Origin of the sequence: Bernardetia sp. Wsw4-3y2 (genome assembly GCF_037126295.1) — a bacterium.
Classification (GTDB): domain Bacteria; phylum Bacteroidota; class Bacteroidia; order Cytophagales; family Bernardetiaceae; genus Bernardetia.
Genome location: NZ_CP147017.1, coordinates 3,739,009 through 3,757,981, shown reverse-complemented (window position 1 = coordinate 3,757,981; position 18,973 = coordinate 3,739,009). Strand labels below are relative to the sequence as shown.

Genomic DNA, 18,973 nt, shown 5'->3' with positions numbered 1-18,973 from the left:
TTTAAAAAAAAGCTCTCCTTTATTTTAATAAATGAGAGCTTTTGATTTAATAGCAAACTGAAAAGTATTTATTTTTTTATCTAGTGCAGAAACTAAAAACCTATTTTAGAGTTCTTTAAATTGTTCTCACTTCAAAAAAGTGTATATTTGTGAGATTTTATAGGAATATAATTGAATAAACAAAACCAGATTATAACGATACGATAAATTTTTACTAGAAAATAAGTCTTATTCTAGTGCAAGTTTCTATCTTGTACTAATGACTTTGCAAGCATACGCTTGCTCAAAAGAGCGTCCAAGCAAATGCTTGAACAAGAAATAATGTAAATTAAGATCCTTAAACCCTCCTTTATGCAACGATATTCCATTCTTTGGGCAGATGACGAAATTGAATTTCTCAAACCTCATATTTTATTTTTAGAGAAAAAAGGCTACGATGTAAAAGCTGTAAATAGTGGTGCAGATGCCCTTGAAGCCGTTGAAGAACATAATTTTGATATTGTATTTTTAGATGAAAATATGCCAGGAATGTCTGGTTTAGAAACACTTACAGCTATAAAATCTGTTCGTCCTTCTTTGCCTGCCATTATGATAACTAAGAGTGAAGAAGAGCATATTATGGAAGATGCCATCGGTGCAAAAATTGCTGATTATTTGATAAAACCTGTCAATCCGAATCAGATTCTTCTTTCTATCAAAAAGATTTTAGACCAAAAAAGATTGGTTACAGAAAAGACAAATTTGAATTATCAGCAAGATTTTAGAAACCTTTCAATGATTTTTCAAGATGATTTAGATTTTGAACAATGGATAGAAGCCTATAAAAAACTAATTTATTGGGAACTTGAAATTGAAGATACTGAAAATCAAAGTATGCAAGAGATTTTAGAATCTCAAAAAGAAGAAGCTAATATTAGCTTTGCCAAATTTATTCAAAATAACTATGAATATTGGTTGAATGATGCAGGTGATGATGAATATCCGATGATGTCGCACGATATTATGGGAGAATGGGTTTTTCCTCTTTTAGAAGATAAAAAACTAAATGAAGAACGCCCTTTATTTTTTATTTTGATAGATAATTTGCGTTATGATCAATGGAAAGTTGTCGAATCACTTTTAGCAGAATACTTTACAGTTAAAGAAGAAAAGGTATATTGTTCTATTTTACCAACTACTACAGCGTATGCTCGTAATGCTATTTTTTCTGGACTTTTGCCTTCTGAAATGGCAGAAGAACACCCAGATCTTTGGGTAGATGACCAAGATGAAGGAGGAAAAAATAATTTTGAAGATGAATTTTTACGTAGACAGATGAAAGAATTTGGTTTTGGAAATACAAAAACAACATACAATAAAATTCTTCGCAATCATCAAGGTAAACAATTAGTAGAGAATTTTAGTAATCTACAACAAAACGAGTTTAACGTTATCGTTTATAATTTTGTAGATATGCTTTCTCATGCTCGTACGGATACAGCTGTTGTTCGTGAACTTGCACCTGATGAAGCTGCCTATCGCTCAGTAACTAAATCTTGGTTTTTACACTCTCCTTTGTGGGATATGTTGAAGAAAATTGCAGAAGTAAATGGTCGTTTGATTATCACCACTGACCACGGAACAATTCGTACAAAACGTCCTTATAAAATTATAGGTGACCGAAATACCAATACAAATTTGCGTTACAAACAAGGAAAAAATTTAAATTATAATCCTAAAAATGTTTTAGTAGCTAAAGACCCTGCAAAATTCTTTTTACCTCGTCAGAATGTTTCAACTACTTTTGTATTTACAACAGAAGACTACTTTTTTGCTTATCCAAATAATTACAATCACTATGTAAAATATTATAAGGATACATTTCAGCACGGAGGAATTTCAATGGAGGAAATGATAATTCCTTTCATTGAATTAGAAGCAAAATAGCAATTTTTAGTTATCTTATTCAAATACTTAAATTAGTTAGATATAAGCTCAGATAGTTATTAAACTGTCTGAGTTTTTTGTTTTTCAGGATAGAATAAGAATGCTCATAAATTCAATAAACTGTACAAAAAAAGTCATACAATTTTAAATAATTGTATGACTTTTTTGATTCTAAAAGAATATTTTCGATTCAAATAGATATTTTATATCGCTTTTTTACGAATGACTTAAAAGAATTACTTCTCCATGTGAAGTCCGTAAACTTGAGCGAAAGACGAGGCTCGAACTCGCGACCTCAACCTTGGCAAGGTTGCGCTCTACCAACTGAGCTACTTTCGCATTTTTTAACTTTAGGTAAGCTAATATTTAGATTTTACCTCTTTATTTAAGATATAAATCACAGACCTTCCGTCTTTGTGATGACAAAGGTAATACTTTTTTTAAAAAAACCAAAACTTATTGATAGATTTTAATAAAAAAATAATTTCAAAGTAATAAATAGGAAAATTCGATTACTTACTCTACAATGTATCATTAATAAAATTATAATCTCAAGATAAATCTATGCAATCAGAACCCAATTCAGAATCTCATATTGAAGTCCAAACTCACAATGAGGGCTTAATTAAAGATAAATATGAGGCTTTATTGAAGGAGGCTCAAAGTATTATTTCCATCTTTTATATTCTTGCTGTGGCTATTGGAATGCTTTTTAATTACCAAAAATATTCTGAGTTTGGAATCAATATCTTTGATTATGCTGATATATTTGAGTTTTTAGTAGCTCCTTTTTCTGATATAACTATTTTATTTTTCACTTTTGGCTCTTGTTTAATCGCTTATTTTATTTATAGATTTGATTTATTTATTGAAAAAAAATATCCAAAAATTTACCTCCAACTTGTCTTTGGATTAAACAAAAAGTCATATTATAATCTATATCGTTATCTTTCGTTTATTTTTTTATTTCTCTATTACCTCTATGGTTCAGCAGATTTTTATGGCGAATTAGCAGCAGAAAAAACAAAAGAACAAACTCCTATTTCATTACGGTTTGTAGATAATGAAGTAAAAAAAGGAATTATTATAGGCAATACAAAACAAGTAATATTTTTTTTAGAGGGTAAAAAAGTAAAAGCAATTCCATTTACAGCACTTGTAAAAGAGTTTGAAATCAAAAAATAGACTTCATTGTTTAAAAAATTAACCTATATGTTTCTAACTGAATTTGGTAATCAGTATTAAAATCAGTTTTCAAAAAGTGAAATTCTAACTTTTTAAGTAAAGTTTGTGAAGCGATATTACCTTCCATTATTAACCCAAAAATTTGTTGATGTTTCAGTTTATTTTTGACAAAATCAATGACTGTTTTACCTAATTCGGTAGCAAATCCTTTTCCTTGAAAGTCTTTTGAAATACGGAAACCAATATGAAAAGCAGAATCAGAACCCAAATAAGGCATTACTCCCATTGTTCCAATGTATTTTTGAGTCTCTTTTTCTCTGACAACCCAATAGTAAAGATGTTGATTCTCAGAAAGTATTCTTTTGTTTTCTAAAAAATCTGTGTATTCACTATTTGATAAATTTTGAAGGTGTTTTATATATTTTACAGCGTTTTCTTCTCTAAAAGAGGCAATAAGTTCTTTAAAATCTTTTTTCTGAATTAAATTTAATTCTGTTCTTTCTGTGGTAAGTTTCATTATTTGAAATTGATTGTGGTAGTAAAAATATTATTTCATAAAAAAAGCATTTTGCTTTCTAAAAAACAAAATGCTTTCCTAATAATGCTAAAATAAAATATTACTTTCTATTCAATTTGGTTTTGACATAATCCATCACAAAGAAAAACTCTGTTCCTATTTGTTGGCATCTCTCATTATAGACTTGCTCTTCGCTAGGTGTATTATCAGAGTTTTTTGGGTCTTCAAATGGAATTGCAAAGCGAGCATCTGCTCCCATAACTAAAGGACAGTTTTTGTCAGCATCACTACAAACCATAATCGCAGCAAAGCCATTTTGAGGATTCTGTTTGTGTGTATATTTCTTTGAAAACATGATTGTTTTTGAATAATTTTTACCTACTGACATAGAATAAACAGGATTTTCTTCTCCTTCAAAAGCAGTTGTTTTTTCTAGTTTTACACCTACTCTTTCTAATGCTGCAATGGCTCTAGAATTAAAGGCTGTTGCTTCTGTTCCTCCTGAAAAAGTATTTATTCCTTCTACTCCATAATAATAAGCAGCAACTTGTAACCAAATTTGTCCAAAATGACTTCTACGTGAATTATGGGTGCAGATTACAGTAACATCTACTTTTTCTGATGATTCTTTTTGCTTAATTATGTAATCTCCAATTTCTTGTAATTTTAATTTACGTTCCTCATCAATAGTTTCAAAATTAGAAGCTAAGTTTTCAGAGTAAATTTGAAGTTTAGGATACAACTTATTTTTTCCCATTTTAGATAAAGAAGTAAAAGATGAAAAATTAAAAATCAAGAAAGGAATAATACATAAAGAAAGAAATACATTTGAAGTTTTCATTTTTGTAATGTTTAATGAAAAGTGATTAAAATAAATATTTAAAGCTTTGAAAAACGAAACCCATAACTTTAGTTATGGGTAAAAAAAATTAACAACAGCCACTATTTGGGCTACACACATTTTTTTGTTCTTGAATAATTTCTTTTTTTATAGACTCAGAAGAAGGATTTTTTTGAGCAAAAACAGTAATACTAAAAATTCCTGTACTTCCATTTCTAAATTCTTTTATTTCGCCTTCAGAAAGGTATTTTTGAAGAATATCATCAGGAATAAAAATGGCTTTTTCCTTTTGTAAAGTAATATTCTCAAAACCAACTTCTTTGATAAAATTGAGATAATCTTCTTTCTGAATTGCTCCTGAAACACACCCTGCATACACTTCTGCATCTTCTTGTAAAGCTTTTGGAAGACTACCCAAAAGCACAATATCAGAAATGCTAAAATGTCCATCATCTTTCAAAGTTCTGTACATTTCTGCAAAAACAGCTTTTTTATTGGGTACAAGATTTAATACACAATTACTAACAATTACATCCACAGAATTATCAGAAATAGGCATTGTTTCGATATCTCCTTCTCTAAATTCAACATTATTGTAGCCTAATTTATCAGCATTCTGACGAGCTTTTTTGAGCATTGTAGGAGAAAAATCTATTCCAATTACTTTTCCTGTTTCGCCTGTTTCTGCTCGTGCTACAAAACAATCATTTCCTGCTCCTGAACCCAAATCAAGCACTACATCACCCTTTGTGATTTGAGCAAATTGTGTAGGAAGTCCACAACCTAAGCCCAAATCTGCATCAGAATTATAGCCATTTAGATTATCATATTTTTCTGACATAATATTGTAAACTTCTGTTGAAGAATCTGTAGTTCCACAACAAGAAGAAGCATTAAGAGCTTTGTCTTGTAAAGCTACTTTTTCGTAACGCTCACGAACCATATCTTTGATTTGTTGTTCAGTTTTGTTTTCGGTTTGATTTAGATTTTGAGTTTTCATTTGTTTATTGCAATTTAACGATGAATAATGATTTAAAAATAACAATGAACGAAGGCTGAAGCCTACGCTACAGTTTTTCTCACGCTAAAGCGTAAGCTACATTAACAGCACGAATCAGAATCAATTTTTGAAGTAAAATCAGTAAAGAAAGTATCAAAAAGAGCTTGTATAGTTTTCCAATTTTCAGGGTCAATACAATAACAAACACTTGTTCCTTCTATAGTTCCTTGTATAATTCCTACTTTTTTGAGTTCTCTAAGATGTTGTGAAATAGTGGGTTGTGCCAATCCAATTTCGTTTACCAAATCTCCCCCAATACATGCATTTACTTTTATCAAGTGTTGCAAAATTGCTATTCGTGCAGGATGTCCCAATACTTTTGCAAGGTTTGCAAGTTCGTTTTGTTTTTCAGTAAAAATATCAGATTTGGTAAGTCCCATTTTGAGTAAAATTGATTTTTGGCTAATCTTTATATTGCAATATTACGATAAATAAATTTATTAGTTTGGCTAGATTATTTTATTTAACCTTTTTTAAAATAAATTCATACAAATAATTTTGGTCTAAGGTAAACTGAGGCTTCCCAAAGCATAACTGAAAACACAATCAGAACAAAAGCATTATTTCCTAGAGAAAATTGAGTTGATCCAAAACGCAAACAACCATATACTTTTTGTATGCCATTAACACAATAGATTTGAAAAATGGCTAGTAAAGTTATGAAGATAGTTATTATAAAAAACTGTAGCTTTCCTTTTTTGAAATCTTCAAATATTCGTAAATTAAAAAGAAAAGGCAAGAAAATAAATAATGCACCTGCTGAAATATAAACAAGTAAATAAGCAAAAAAACCATTATAAAAATAGCTGTTTAAACGAGAGTTAATGTTTGGTGAATTCATATTTCATCAAATTACGAATTACGATTTTAGTAACAAACTATTTTTTCGTAATTCGTAATTTTTAATTAGCTACACTTATTTGGCAGGTCGTAATTAAAATTTCTAATATTCTGTTATCAATGTTCCAATTTCGTCTCCGTGTAATACTTTCAATAAATTCCCTTCTTCATTCATATCAAAAACTATAATTGGTAAATTATTTTCTCTACAAAGCGTAAATGCTGTCATATCCATAATATTTAAACCTTTATTATATACTTCTTGGAATGAAAGATTTGAATAACGAACTGCATCTGGATTTTTTTCTGGGTCTTCTGAATAAACTCCATCTACTCGTGTTCCTTTCAAAACTACATCAGCACCAATTTCAATGGCACGAAGTGAAGCAGCCGAATCTGTTGTGAAATAAGGACTTCCCAAACCTGCAACAAAAATAACTACACGTCCTTTTTCCAAATGTCGGATAGCACGACGACGCACATAAGGCTCACAGATTTGTTCCATTTTTATACCTGAAAGCAAGCGAGTATAAACCCCAACTTGTTCAAGAGCAGATTGTAAAGCCATTCCATTGATAGAAGTGGCAAGCATTCCCATATAATCGCCCTGTACTCTGTCAATTCCAATTTTAGGAGACTGCATTCCTCTAAAGATATTTCCTCCTCCAATTACGATAGCTACTTGCAGACCTTCATCAACTGCTTTTTTGACTTCTAGTGCATATTGTTCTAATCTTTCGGCATCAATTCCGAACTGTTGTTTTCCCATAAGAGCCTCGCCACTTAGTTTTAATAAAATGCGACGATAACGATAATTTGAAGCGTTGTTTGAGTTATACATAAGGATTTATAATATGAATTTGGAGAATTAAAATCTATAAAATTATTGGGTAATTGTATTTTTTGCGTTTTTTAAGAGTTTTATTTTGATAATTTGAAAAAACACCAAATCAAATTCCATAAAAAAACCGTTTATCTTTAAAAAAGTAAACGGTTAGTAAATATTTCTAGTGAAAATAGAAAAAGTAGAAACTACAAAAGTTTCATATTTTAATGTTTTGTGCTTTAAGCTAATTAGATGTGTTTTTGAAATTTTCATAAACGACAATTTATTAGGGTTGTTTTTTTTTAGGTGCATTGCTACAAAAATACGATATTTTTGTCAGAATTCTATAATTTAAAAATGGAAAGTTGTAATTATTCTACTGCGCATAAAATCTGTGCTACTTTTCACTGATAAATTTGTAATTTTGCATCACAAACACACAAATAATTTTCATTTTATGAATACTTCTTCTACTTCTTTTGACACTGCTTATTGGCAAAATCGTTACAAAGATTCAGATACGCCTTGGGATATTGGTTATGCTAGTCCTCCTTTGGTAGCTTATTTTGACAAATTACTTGAAAAGTCAGAAGAAAATAAAAATTTAAGAATTCTTATTCCTGGTGGTGGGAGTAGCCATGAAGCTGAATATTTACATAAAAAAGGTTTTTCTAATGTTTTTGTAATTGACTTGGCTGCTGCACCTTTAGAGAAATTTTCACAACGCTGTCCTGATTTCCCAAAAGAACATCTGATTCAAGATGATTTTTTTAAATTTGAAGGAGAAAACTCTGAATACTTTAATTTCTTTGATGTAATTGTCGAACAAACTTTTTTTTGTGCTTTAGACCCACGTTTAAGAACAGATTACGCAAAAAAAATGAATGAGCTTCTGAAAAAAGACGGAAAATTAATCGGACTTTTATTTGATTTTCCAATTAGAGAAGAACAAGATAGCCCACCTTTTGGAGGGAATGCAAACGAGTACAGAGAAATTTTTGAACCTTATTTTGAAATAAAGAACTTAAAAAGATGTTACAATAGCATCAAACCAAGACAAGGAACAGAACTCTTCTTTGAAATGATTAAGTAGGGATAAGTTGTAAGTGATAAATGGTAAGAGAAATACCATTTGAATAATTAGTTACAAAACTATTTTACATAACAATCACTTAAAATCTTATTGTATTTCACTAATAATTTACCATTAAAAAAATATAGTTATGAGCAGCAAAATGGCATTAATCGTATTTATCCTAGTAATGTCTGTGCTTTTCCCAGCAGCAGGTTATTTTATGGATTATATGCGCCACCGAAAATACAGAACACTTGACAAAGATGATATAAGAAATAATTTTGTTAGTAGTGATGCTGATAAAAAATAGTAAATACAAAAACCGTTTTTAGATTTCTATTCTAGAAACGTTTTTTTATATAGAAGTTGTTTAAGAATAGATTTTGAGTGTATATTTGTTGGTGTCGCTACGCTAAAACACCAACAAAGGCTATGTTCTTTTTCCTTAGCACTAGGTTTGCAAACCTAGTGCTAAGGAAAAAGAGTATTCTTAAACAACTTCATAATAAAGCGACAAAACTTAAACTTACTATTGTAATAAATTAATCTCTACCTCAATTCTTTATTGCCAAAATATTCGATAGAAGCTACCAAGATAGCACCAATAAGCATAAGTCCAAGAGCCATAAAGAAATGTGTATCTATTTCTGGAATGTAGCGCATTGTTTCCAACACTTTTTCTTTTCCATGTATTATTTCACTTCTCAAAACCTTTTTCCAAGGATAAATAATTGAAAGCGAACCCAAAACAAAGCCTGTCAAAATAGCTAAAAGAGAATTTTCATAATTATCAAAAAGCCAAGAAAGCACTTTTGCAAAAGTCAGAATCCCAGTAATAGCACCTAATGCAAAAGGAACAATTATCCAAAGACCTGCAATAATTCCATCTACATCAAAAGCTATAATAGCAGAAGGTAAATCGCTAATAGCACCAATAACAAGCGCATAATTTCCTAAAAGAAGAAGCACAAAAGAACCCGAAACTCCAGGCAAAATCATACTACAAATAGCAATAAAACCACACAGAAATAAATAAAAAGGATTAGAGCTCCCTTCTACCTGTCCACTAAAAGATATTCCGATTGCCAAAGCTGCGCCAATCAAAAACCAAATAATAGCTGAAATATTCCATTCTTTTATTCTTCTTCCAACTACCCAAACAGTTGCTATGATAAGTCCAAAGAAAAACGACATTGTCAGTATTTCATAATTGGCTAATAAATATTTGAATAATTTAGCAAAACTAATAATGCTGGTTGCTATTCCTGCAAAAAGACAAATCAAAAAAACTAAATCTGTTTGCTGTGCAAACTCTTTAAATTTTCCTTTAAAAAGTAAACGCAAAGTAGGAATAGAAAAACTCCCAATCGCTTCCAAAAGGCGTTCATAAATCCCCATCAAAAAAGCAATTGTTCCACCAGAAACTCCTGGAACTACATCGGCTGCACCCATTGCCATTCCTTTCAAATACCATAAAATTGGATTTTTCATAAATCAGTTATCAGTAAGTAGTTACCAGTAATCAGTTAAATTCAATTTCACTTTACAAAAAAAGTAATTTTATTCTCTGTGTTATCTGTAACTCTGTGTTTTAAAAAATAAAATTAGAAGTTAGATTTTAGATATTAGAAATAGAACAAAAATTACAAACATTGCAATTCTAAATTAGCTTCGCTGCTTTTGCAGGTCAGAATCCTAAAATCTAAATTTATTTACTAATCCATTGTTCAGGATTGAGCTTTTCTTGATGTCTCCAAATTTGAAATTCAATTTCATAGGTATCATCTTTATAACTTCCAGCTGTGCCTATTGGCTGTTTTGCACTTATTTTATCGCCATTTTTTATTTTGACAGACTTCAAACGAGAATAAACTGTAAAATAATCTCCATGTTGGATAATAACTAAGTAACCTCGCCCAGCAATTTCACTTACATCAACTACTTTTCCTGCAAAAACAGAACGTACAGGTTCGTTGGGTTGTGTTTGAATATCAATTCCTAGTTTTTCTATTTTCACGATAGGCTTTCCTTGTTCTTCTGGTAAATAGGGCTGAATGCCAAAATGAGCTGAAATAAAGCCATTTTTGACAGGCCAAACGATTCTTCCTTTAGATTTAGCAAAAGAAGTAGAAGTCATTTTCTCACTTGATGAAAGACTCGCCGAAAATTCAGAATTATTGATAGTTTTACTAATCAAATTATCAACTTCTTTTAATATTTTTCGTTCTTTGCTCAAATCTGCTAATAGTTTAGATTCTTTTACTTTAAAGGTAGTAAGAATTTGCTTTTGCTTCTCTTTTAAAGTTGCGAGTTCTTTTTCTTCTTTTGTTTGAACTTTTAAAAGTGATTGTTTTTCTGTTTTGTTTTCTTGAAGCTGAGAAGTTCGTTTACTCAAATTTTGTCTAACATATTCTATCTGTTTTATTTGTTCTCTGCGAAGTAAATTATATTTTTGAAAATAACGCAAACGAGCTAAGAGTTCATTAATAGAATTAGAAGCTAAAAGAAGAGAAAGTTTTTCGTAACGACTATTATTTTTATATGCTAAATAAAGCATAATGCCGTATTCGTGCTTTAGTTCTGCTAAATCTTTTTCTAATGATTCTACAATATTTTGATTTTCTCTTATTGACTCATCTAATAGTTTGAGTTCTTTTCCAATAACACGAACAAGTTGTTTACGCTGATTTATTTGTCCATTTATTGCAGAAAGTGAACTAATAGTAGTTTTCTTTTCTTTTTGTGTCCTTTTTAAGATTCGATTTGTATTAGTAATTCGATTCAAAATAGTAGAACGTTCCTTTTCAAGTTGCTTTTTGCGTTGAGAAAAACTCTCATTGATATTCACAAACAACAGAAATAAAGAAAATAGGGCTACAAAAAATGGTTTGAGTAAATTTGTCAAGTTAAAAAGGTATTTATTATATAATGAATGAGCTTATACACTTGTCAGTGTTTTATTTTTACAGAACCAACTAAAGGTTTAGACAAATATGTTTTAGTACAAAAAGTCTTGTTTATGATAAAATTTTATTAACTTTACTACAAAGTTACACATTTTTCTGTTTGGACAATTGCATTTGCTTGAGTTTTAATTTCAAAGAGCAATTTGTTTGAATTTTATTCATTTCTTAAATAAGAAAAACAGAAGTATGTCGTTTTAATAGAAGACCAATCTTATAAAGCCAATAGAATTTTATAATCTTTTTGTATATAGTTGAATTATACACTATTATAACTTTCATGGCACATGGTTTGCAAAACATTATTTGACTAGGTAATATTAGTAAAATTATGTTAGTTTCTAAGAAACTTTAATTTTTAGTCTTTTATTCTAGCAATAATGTTGTGTTCAAAAAATAATTATTAAATAATTTTCAAATAAAAGGTTTTGTATTTGTCTAATTTACAACCCTTTACTATATTGGTAAGAAATTTAATCACTTTGAAATAAGTCAATATAAGTTTTAATTCTTATTTGTATTTAATTAATAACTAGTTATTTTTTGTAAAAATACAAAAGAATATTATCTGATTTATTAATTTTATTAAAAAAATCTTACCTATTCTATTTCGTTACATAAAACGGTATCAATATGAAATTTAAATTACTCTTAATTCCTATCTTTTGTATAGGTTTATTATTTACAAATGGTGTTCAGGCGCAAGCGCAGCCAACTGGTGAGGCACTAGATGCTTTTGTGAAAGGCGAAAACTTTCGAAAGCAAAAACAATGGAAAACTGCCCTTGAGCAGTTTGATATTGCAGTAACAAAAGACCCTACTGTTTATAAATATCATTACAACAAAGCACTTTGTCATTTAGTGCTTCGTGAAGCTGACCCTGCAATTGCTTCTTTAGAAAAAACTGTTTCTATCAAGAAAGACTTTGTAGATGCTCATGAACGTTTAGCTCGTCTTTACAAAATTACAGGCAAGTATGATCAATCGATAGCTTCTTATCAAAATGCGTTCAAATATGATACTGATGCAAAAAGAAAAACAGATTATAAACTTAATATTGTTTTGATTTTAGACAGAACAAAGCGTTTGGAAGAAGCTGGAGCGCATATTGCAGACCTCAAAAAACTTGCTCCAGATGATTTGAATGTTCTTTACTACGAAGCAAAATATAGCAATTCAGTAGGAAAATATGAACAAGCAAAAACAGCTATGTTAAAAGCTACTGAAATGCTTGCGACTGATAATCCAAAAGAAATTGCTCGTTATTATTTTGAACTTGGTTTTGCTTATCATAATCTAAAAATGTATGATGAGAAAGAAAAAGCTCTTAATAATGCTAAAGTAGGTCCTTTTATGGCTCGTATAACTAAACTAATGCCTCAGTATTATCACGCAATTGCTCTTTCTTATTTCAAAGTATATGACTTAGAAAAAAGTAAAGAATTAGTAGAAAAAGCGTTAGAAATGCGTAAGGATTTTCCTCAAGCACATGACCTTTTGGTAAAAATTGCTGCTTCTGCGACAGATAAATCGGCTGTTATCGAACACCAATCATCTTCTATTCAGACAGAACCTAATGCAGTAAAACGTTCTCAGAAATTTGCAGATCTTGCAGAACTTCAATTAGAATCTCGTAAGTATGAAGATGCTATTAAATCTGCTGACGAATGTTTGGCTTCTCAACCAAAAAATTATGCTGTTGTATTTATCAAAGCTATTTCACAGCATAAAATGGGAAGTACACAGGATGCTATCAAAACATTAGAAGATTTACTTCAATTTCCAGGCATAGATGCAGAAACGAAAGCACAATATAACTTTGCTCTTGGTATGTTTTACCAAAAGTTAGATCAAGCAGAAGCTGCTGCTGGTGCTTTTACTCGTGCAAAATATGGTTCTTATAAGTATGCTGCTTATGAAGAACTAGAAAAATTCAAGAAAAATGACGAGGAAGTAGAAGAAGAAAAATTAGAAGATGTTGTAGAAGGTGCAGACACTGATGGAGAATAGTTTCTCTTAACATCTAATTATTCTAGTACAATAATAAAAAGAAAACCCTTTCTAAAATATTTTTTAGAAAGGGTTTTTGAATACTATAAGTTTTTATGCTTATTCTCTTAACTTACTTGTCCCACTCTCTTAGCCAAAATGTTAAGTTATGAAACTCTTCTTGTTCTGTTTCTATGTCCTTCCAAGCAATTTGAGTTTGTAAGTTTGGTTGTTTCTCATACTTCCTATGTTTCCAAAATTCTTCTAAGGTTTGGTAATTTTTAGGACGTAAAGGATGGTCATCTGGACGATTAATTCCACAAAAAGTAGTAAATCTTCCTTCAATTATATTCTTCTTTTTGAAGTAATTAGCAGCCCACTTTTCTCGTTCTTCAAAAAAACGAACTCCTATTCCTTGATTTCTGTATTTTTTTTGTAGGACAGATTCTTCAAAATAAACTCCTTTACTTATATCATAACCTTTTGCAATGAAAGGAAACTGAATAAATGTATCTGATTCTTCTAAAGCAATACAGGTAGAAGCTCCAACAACCTCTTTTCCATCAAAAGCTAACACTACAGCTGCATGCTTTGCATGAATATAAGAATATAAATATACTTGTTCGTAATCAAAATCGCCATCGTATAAATAAGGATATTCTTTAAATATTTCGATTCTAAGTCCTGCTAAATTTCGAATATAGGGTTGTATAGCATCTCCTGTGAATAATTGTATATGCATGAAAAAAGTAGGAAGATTTATTGTTTGATGAACATAGATAAATAACAAAAACTGTTTTTTTAATTACATTTTCATATAATTAAAAAAACAGTTTATTGAATCAATGAAATAATTTGAGTAGTCTTATTAGATTATACTTCTAATTCTCTCAATGTTTCGTGTGTTAAAGGTTTATTGATGTACTTACGTACAAAATTATAATTTTTCGCCTTGCTCATATCTTTCGGATTGATAGAAGAAGTAAGCATTACAATTTTACAATAATTTTGAGTAAAATCAGAAAGTGTATTGAATTGATCTAAAAACTGAAATCCATCCATAAGAGGCATATCAATATCTAAGAATATAATTTGTGGAAGAACCTTATTATTAGGCATGTCTTGTGCAATCTTTTCTACATTACGTAAAAATTCGATCGCACTTTTTGCACCTGAATGTGTGTAAATTTTATCACAAATTTCTGCTGTCTGAATCATTTTTTGATTAATAAGATTGTCGATTTCATTATCGTCAATCAGCATTACTGCATAATATTTTTTATCTGCCATACGAATAAATTTAATTCTGAGTTAAAGTGCAAACTAATTAAATGAGCAAAAATGACTATTAAATAAATTGAATAAGTTCTGCTCGCTAAATAATGATGTGTAAAAATAAATTAACTTAAATAATAATTGATAATAGATTATTCAATAAGTTGATTTACAATAAATTTTATTTCCTGTATTGAAATTTCTTAATAGAATAGAAGCGATAAACATAAGCATTTATCATACAATCTATATAAATTTACTCAAAGAAAAAAATAATCTTTTGTTATAGCAAATCTATACGCAAAATAGATTCTATTTTCTACAGCAATTTTTCTCTAATTTGATATTTTTATAAAAAAACCCTTTTTTGAACTATTTTTTTATCTTTTTACTTGTAGATATACAAATCTTTTCTTAGATTTGCATTCCCTTTCAGACAAAGGGAGTTCTTTTATTTAAAAATAAATAGAGAATGGGTCTATAGCTCAGTTGGTTAGAGCACCTGACTCATAATCAGGTGGTCCCAGGTTCGAGCCCTGGTGGACCCACAACAAAACGTTTTTAAGAAGTAAAAACGCATATTTTAAAATCAGACTTTGAAAAAAGTATGTATTGCAGCGATAAAAACGATGTAAAAAGCCGAAAGTAGAAATATTTTTGGCTTTTTTTATATCAAGTAACTCATAAGGTATCTCAAATTCTTCAGAGTAACTCATATCATTTTTTTAAAAATGGACACAAATGTATGTTTCATTTAAATACGAAAAAATGATTAAATCTTTTAATCGCTTGGATTTACATTTCTTTTCACAAAAATTATCATCTGGTCGTTATTCGATTCGTGCAAGAATTACAATTGATGGCAAAAAAGAACCTATCTCTACAGGTGTTGTTTTGGATAGTCCAAAACAATGGAAAAACCCTATTGTCGTTGCTCACAAACAAGCAAAACAATTCAATGATAGACTTACTTTAGTCAAGTCAAACTTAATAGAGTGTTATAATCGTTTAGACAGCTTGGGAGAGTATCCGACAGCTCACCTTGTAAAGTCTATATACATAGATAAAAGGAAACCTCCTTTGACAGTTTTAGAAGCTGTACGAAAATATGTAGGACATAAAGCAAGTGAAGGTTGGGAAGCTGTGAGTGTAGGCAAACACGATGTTGCTTGTAGGCATTTTGAGCGTTTTTTGAAAGCAAACAAATTACTTCATCTACCTGCGAATGATTTTAAAAAACATCATGCTGAAGGTTTTTTTGAATTTTGCAAAACTAAATTAGAAAAACCTAATTCGGGACGTGTTGCAAGAAGGAAAGTAGGAGCTATCAAATCAGCTTTAGATTTAGCTTTAGATAGAGAAGAAATACAAAAAAATGTTGTTTCAAATCTTAATCTGAAAGTCAAGAATGAAAAAAAAGAAATTGTCTTTTTATATCCTTTTGAGCTTGAAATACTAGAAAATAAAGTATTTCATCTTGAAAGACTTAATGATGAAAAAGATGTGTTTCTATTTCAATGTTATACTGGTCTAGCTCATTGTGATGTACTAGAATTTAATGATAACCCTAAAAAAAATCTAGTTGAAGTCCGTGGCGAAACTTGGATAAAATTTAAAAGAAAAAAGACGGGTACTACAATAGAAGTTCCTTTATTTAGTAAAGCAAAGTCTTTATTAGAGAAATATGACTATGATTTACCCACAAAAGGAAATGGAAAGAGAAACGAATATTTAAAAGAAATAGCCGTTTTATGTGAATTTTCAATTAATCTAACTACGCACGTAGCTAGAAAAACGTTTGGTATGATACTTTTAAATTTTGAGAATGTCCCTTTAGAAATTGTTTCTAAATTACTTTCTCATTCTAGTATTGTAACAACCCTTAGACATTATGCTAAAGTACTTCCTGAAACTATTCAAAGAAGTGTAGCGCATTTGTTATGATAGATTAAATCCAACTTAGGACTTATTTATCCTCTTATTATGAATTTTAGTTATTATTCCTCATATCCGAAATAAGAAAATATTTTGTTTGTAAAATGGCATAGCCCAAGCCAAAAAAATACAAAAAATAAACAAACAAACAGCCCTTGTCCTAAATAAGATAAAACGCTATGCTCAAATATTTGTAAATGTTTAAATTCAATCAACCAGGTAACTAAAATAGCTATTGGTATAAAAATATATGCTCTTGTTTTTTTATTTGGTATCATAATCCTTGTAGTTTTCCGTGTTGTTTAGGGTCAATCAAAAAAACAAACCTTGTAACATAAAAAAAATATTGTGATTCTATTTTTAAATTAAACAGTTCAAGTATGTTGTTTCTAGTTTGCAGTATGATTTTGTGTTCTTGTTTGTCCTGGTTTAAAAATACACAATCACTAAGAAAATTAGGATGTGATTTTAACTGTTCAGTTGTAATACAAAAAGATATTCCAAATAAATGATACGATTCATTAAAATCTATCTCTATTGGTATAAGTACTGTTCTAGTATCAGAAACTTTAGCTTTTGCTGCTTTATGAAAAGAAAAATCAAATGTATCATAATTATACTCTTTTCCTTTTGTTATAATTTTGATTTTGGTATCGCTAGGATGTTTTTGTTTAATTAGATTCTCTACTAATGCATTCATCTCTAAATAGTTTTAATTAAATTTACTTTCGCTAATATACGAAATTGTTCGTTATTCGTAAGTGTATATTCTAACTCTTTGATATAATAGTTAGAATATTCTAATCGTATGCGCTGCAATAAATCTAAACTTTGCAATTCTGAAAAAGTAAAAATAATTTCTCTTTCTACTTCGCTTTTGTCTAAGAGTTCAAGATAATTTTTCCAAAATTGATTGTATAGGACCTCCCATAACAACGAATAGTTATCTGTTTGAAATTTGGCTTGTCTGTCTATATAAGACATAAAATTGATTGATTTTACTACACCTTCTTTGAGCCAAAATTGTTTAGTTATATCTAACTCAAATCCAGAAACATAACCAAATTTTGCAAAACTACAAGGCATTTTCAAACCTCCGACTAAAAAAGGAAAAGCAAAAACAGAAGGTATCGCCTGATATAAAGGCAAAAAAGGAAAATTTGAAATTATCTCTTTTTTTCCATTCCCTGTGGTTTTAGAAGTTAGAAAACCTGTACTTATCTCTAAGTCAGTTTCAATGTCAGGCATATTATATTTTAGTGTATAGCCTGTTTGTTTATCTTTATCCTTCTCTGAAAAGAAGGGCGTACACTCATACTCTTTTGCAAATTTCTTTGAAATAATAGAGTTTGCTGTATCTATTTTTAAAATTTTACGAGTATGATCGTAATTTACATTAAGACAAAATTGCTGTTGTATTTCTGTAACTAATTCGGCGAGACTAAGATCAGGTAAACAATCAGACCAAAAGAACTGTAAATACTGTTGAATATCCCAAGTTGATGTTTTATAAGCAACTGAATAAGGATTTAAAAGAAATAATTTTTCTATCTCTATATCTTTTAAAAAATCGCTTTCTAGTGTCCAACCTTCTAAACTCAAAACTTTTTCAAGAACTGCTGTAATACGAAAATTTGGCAAAAATACGGCATCGTTGTAGGCTTCATATTCTGCTGTGCTTTGGTCTACTGCATTTATGACAACAAAAGGGAACTCTAAAGAACCTGAACTTGAAGTTTCCATTTCTGCTAAAAACATTGGAAAGCAATAAGGACTATCTCTAAAATCTGCTAAAGCATGAGTTGCATTTGCATGTGTTTTTGCTAGAGTTTTATTAGAAAAAGAATTAACTGGATATGGAATAAATGCTAAAACAGATAGATTAGTAGAATTTGTAGTTTTTGTATTATCAGGATAAGCATAGAAAGGTAAATTGGTGTCAAACCGTTCTATCTTAATTCTAGTTAGTCCGTCCACGGTTGCAATAGCATTGCTATTAGTATCTGCATTTATAGCATTTGCTAAATCTGAAAGAAGATTATCCCAAGTGTTCGATACGGTGTAGGATATTCCTGTTACGATTGCAGTTATTGAACCTGTGTAACTATCCCAAAAAGGGGTAGTAACAATGCTACGCAACGTTAAATCTACAAAATGATTATCTTCTGTAACAAAAAACGTCCCTAATTCATCAAAAAGAGTATTGAGTTTACGATTAAATAAATCGACTTTTTTGTTTAATTGTAGTGCAACTTCATAGCCTGTATTTTTACGTTCTGTAATTCTCAAATCGGCTTTAAACAAACGAACACCATTTGCACGCAAAATTGCTTGTAAAGTTTCTGTTTTTTGTTCTTCTAAATTGTTAGAAATAACACTGTTATTTATACGAGAACGAGGAAGTGTAAAAGGATATGAATACGACTGTTTGTCCTCTTTTTTTATTATAGAAAAAAGAGGATTTTGTTGTTTTATCGTAATTTTCGCATCGTTTTGTAAGTCTAACGATGCGTTTTTTGCACTTATTTCTAACATAATTGT

The 18,973-nt window shown here is 29.8% G+C and carries 18 protein-coding genes and 2 tRNA genes; 7 read left to right on the top strand and 13 right to left on the bottom strand.

The window, feature by feature from the left end; translation table 11 throughout:
* Positions 1 to 351: 351 nt before the first annotated feature.
* Positions 352 to 1,926, top strand: a complete 1,575-nt coding sequence (locus V9L05_RS15450; protein ID WP_338792374.1) for a PglZ domain-containing protein — start codon at positions 352 to 354, stop codon at positions 1,924 to 1,926.
* A 266-nt stretch (positions 1,927 to 2,192) separates the two neighbouring features.
* Here V9L05_RS15450 and V9L05_RS15445 read toward each other — a convergent pair.
* Positions 2,193 to 2,265, bottom strand: a tRNA-Gly gene (locus tag V9L05_RS15445).
* 225 nt (positions 2,266 to 2,490) lie between these two features.
* Between V9L05_RS15445 and V9L05_RS15440 the strand changes: the two genes are divergently transcribed.
* Entirely contained in the window at positions 2,491 to 3,111 is a 621-nt protein-coding gene (locus V9L05_RS15440; protein WP_338792375.1) for a hypothetical protein, read from the top strand.
* A 10-nt stretch (positions 3,112 to 3,121) separates the two neighbouring features.
* On the opposite strand, the gene V9L05_RS15435 is transcribed toward V9L05_RS15440, so the two are convergent.
* From V9L05_RS15435 to pyrH, 6 genes are all read right to left on the bottom strand, one after another.
* Entirely contained in the window at positions 3,122 to 3,628 is a 507-nt protein-coding gene (locus V9L05_RS15435; RefSeq protein WP_338812754.1) for a GNAT family N-acetyltransferase, read from the bottom strand.
* 100 nt (positions 3,629 to 3,728) lie between these two features.
* Positions 3,729 to 4,469: a protein-tyrosine-phosphatase gene (locus V9L05_RS15430; protein ID WP_338812753.1), complete on the bottom strand. Its 741-nt coding sequence runs from the start codon at positions 4,467 to 4,469 to the stop codon at positions 3,729 to 3,731.
* Positions 4,470 to 4,557: 88 nt separating this feature from the next.
* Positions 4,558 to 5,469 (bottom strand): arsenite methyltransferase, encoded by a 912-nt coding sequence (locus V9L05_RS15425; protein ID WP_338812752.1) that lies wholly within the window; start codon positions 5,467 to 5,469, stop codon positions 4,558 to 4,560.
* Positions 5,470 to 5,570: 101 nt separating this feature from the next.
* Positions 5,571 to 5,909 carry a metalloregulator ArsR/SmtB family transcription factor gene (locus V9L05_RS15420; RefSeq protein ID WP_338792379.1) on the bottom strand — a complete coding sequence of 113 codons (339 nt, stop codon included), beginning with the start codon at positions 5,907 to 5,909 and terminating at the stop codon, positions 5,571 to 5,573.
* Between the two features lie 104 nt (positions 5,910 to 6,013).
* Positions 6,014 to 6,370: a hypothetical protein gene (locus tag V9L05_RS15415; protein WP_338812751.1), complete on the bottom strand. Its 357-nt coding sequence runs from the start codon at positions 6,368 to 6,370 to the stop codon at positions 6,014 to 6,016.
* A 102-nt stretch (positions 6,371 to 6,472) separates the two neighbouring features.
* Complete coding sequence (gene pyrH / locus V9L05_RS15410; RefSeq protein WP_338812750.1) at positions 6,473 to 7,210, bottom strand: UMP kinase; 738 nt, start codon at positions 7,208 to 7,210, stop codon at positions 6,473 to 6,475.
* 442 nt (positions 7,211 to 7,652) lie between these two features.
* Here pyrH and V9L05_RS15405 point away from each other — a divergent pair, with 442 nt between their 5' ends.
* Both V9L05_RS15405 and V9L05_RS15400 read left to right on the top strand, forming a co-directional pair.
* Positions 7,653 to 8,288 carry a methyltransferase domain-containing protein gene (locus V9L05_RS15405; RefSeq protein ID WP_338792382.1) on the top strand — a complete coding sequence of 212 codons (636 nt, stop codon included), beginning with the start codon at positions 7,653 to 7,655 and terminating at the stop codon, positions 8,286 to 8,288.
* Between the two features lie 130 nt (positions 8,289 to 8,418).
* The gene (locus V9L05_RS15400) at positions 8,419 to 8,580 is read left to right on the top strand and encodes a hypothetical protein (protein WP_338812749.1); all 162 of its coding nucleotides are present in this window, start codon (positions 8,419 to 8,421) and stop codon (positions 8,578 to 8,580) included.
* A gap of 239 nt (positions 8,581 to 8,819) precedes the next feature.
* On the opposite strand, the gene V9L05_RS15395 is transcribed toward V9L05_RS15400, so the two are convergent.
* Both V9L05_RS15395 and V9L05_RS15390 read right to left on the bottom strand, forming a co-directional pair.
* Positions 8,820 to 9,761, bottom strand: coding sequence for a DUF368 domain-containing protein (locus tag V9L05_RS15395; protein WP_338812748.1), 942 nt, complete (start codon positions 9,759 to 9,761; stop codon positions 8,820 to 8,822).
* 217 nt (positions 9,762 to 9,978) lie between these two features.
* Positions 9,979 to 11,175, bottom strand: coding sequence for a peptidoglycan DD-metalloendopeptidase family protein (locus tag V9L05_RS15390; RefSeq protein WP_338792386.1), 1,197 nt, complete (start codon positions 11,173 to 11,175; stop codon positions 9,979 to 9,981).
* Between the two features lie 691 nt (positions 11,176 to 11,866).
* Here V9L05_RS15390 and V9L05_RS15385 point away from each other — a divergent pair.
* Positions 11,867 to 13,243: a tetratricopeptide repeat protein gene (locus tag V9L05_RS15385; protein ID WP_338812747.1), complete on the top strand. Its 1,377-nt coding sequence runs from the start codon at positions 11,867 to 11,869 to the stop codon at positions 13,241 to 13,243.
* A 112-nt stretch (positions 13,244 to 13,355) separates the two neighbouring features.
* Here V9L05_RS15385 and V9L05_RS15380 read toward each other — a convergent pair whose 3' ends face one another.
* Complete coding sequence (locus tag V9L05_RS15380) at positions 13,356 to 13,964, bottom strand: GNAT family N-acetyltransferase (protein ID WP_338812746.1); 609 nt, start codon at positions 13,962 to 13,964, stop codon at positions 13,356 to 13,358.
* 131 nt (positions 13,965 to 14,095) lie between these two features.
* A complete protein-coding gene (locus V9L05_RS15375) occupies positions 14,096 to 14,512 on the bottom strand; it encodes a response regulator (protein WP_338792389.1) in 417 nt (138 codons plus the stop codon).
* 459 nt (positions 14,513 to 14,971) lie between these two features.
* Between V9L05_RS15375 and V9L05_RS15370 the strand changes: the two genes are divergently transcribed.
* A tRNA-Ile gene (locus tag V9L05_RS15370) sits at positions 14,972 to 15,045 on the top strand.
* Between the two features lie 220 nt (positions 15,046 to 15,265).
* Entirely contained in the window at positions 15,266 to 16,441 is a 1,176-nt protein-coding gene (locus tag V9L05_RS15365) for a site-specific integrase (protein ID WP_338812745.1), read from the top strand.
* Positions 16,442 to 16,706: 265 nt separating this feature from the next.
* Here the strand turns inward: V9L05_RS15365 and V9L05_RS15360 are convergent, their stop codons facing one another.
* Together V9L05_RS15360 and V9L05_RS15355 are read right to left on the bottom strand one after the other, a co-directional pair.
* Positions 16,707 to 17,132, bottom strand: a complete 426-nt coding sequence (locus V9L05_RS15360) for a hypothetical protein (protein ID WP_338812744.1) — start codon at positions 17,130 to 17,132, stop codon at positions 16,707 to 16,709.
* Positions 17,133 to 17,134: 2 nt separating this feature from the next.
* Positions 17,135 to 18,967, bottom strand: coding sequence for a hypothetical protein (locus tag V9L05_RS15355; RefSeq protein ID WP_338812743.1), 1,833 nt, complete (start codon positions 18,965 to 18,967; stop codon positions 17,135 to 17,137).
* Between the last annotated feature and the right edge of the window lie 6 nt (positions 18,968 to 18,973).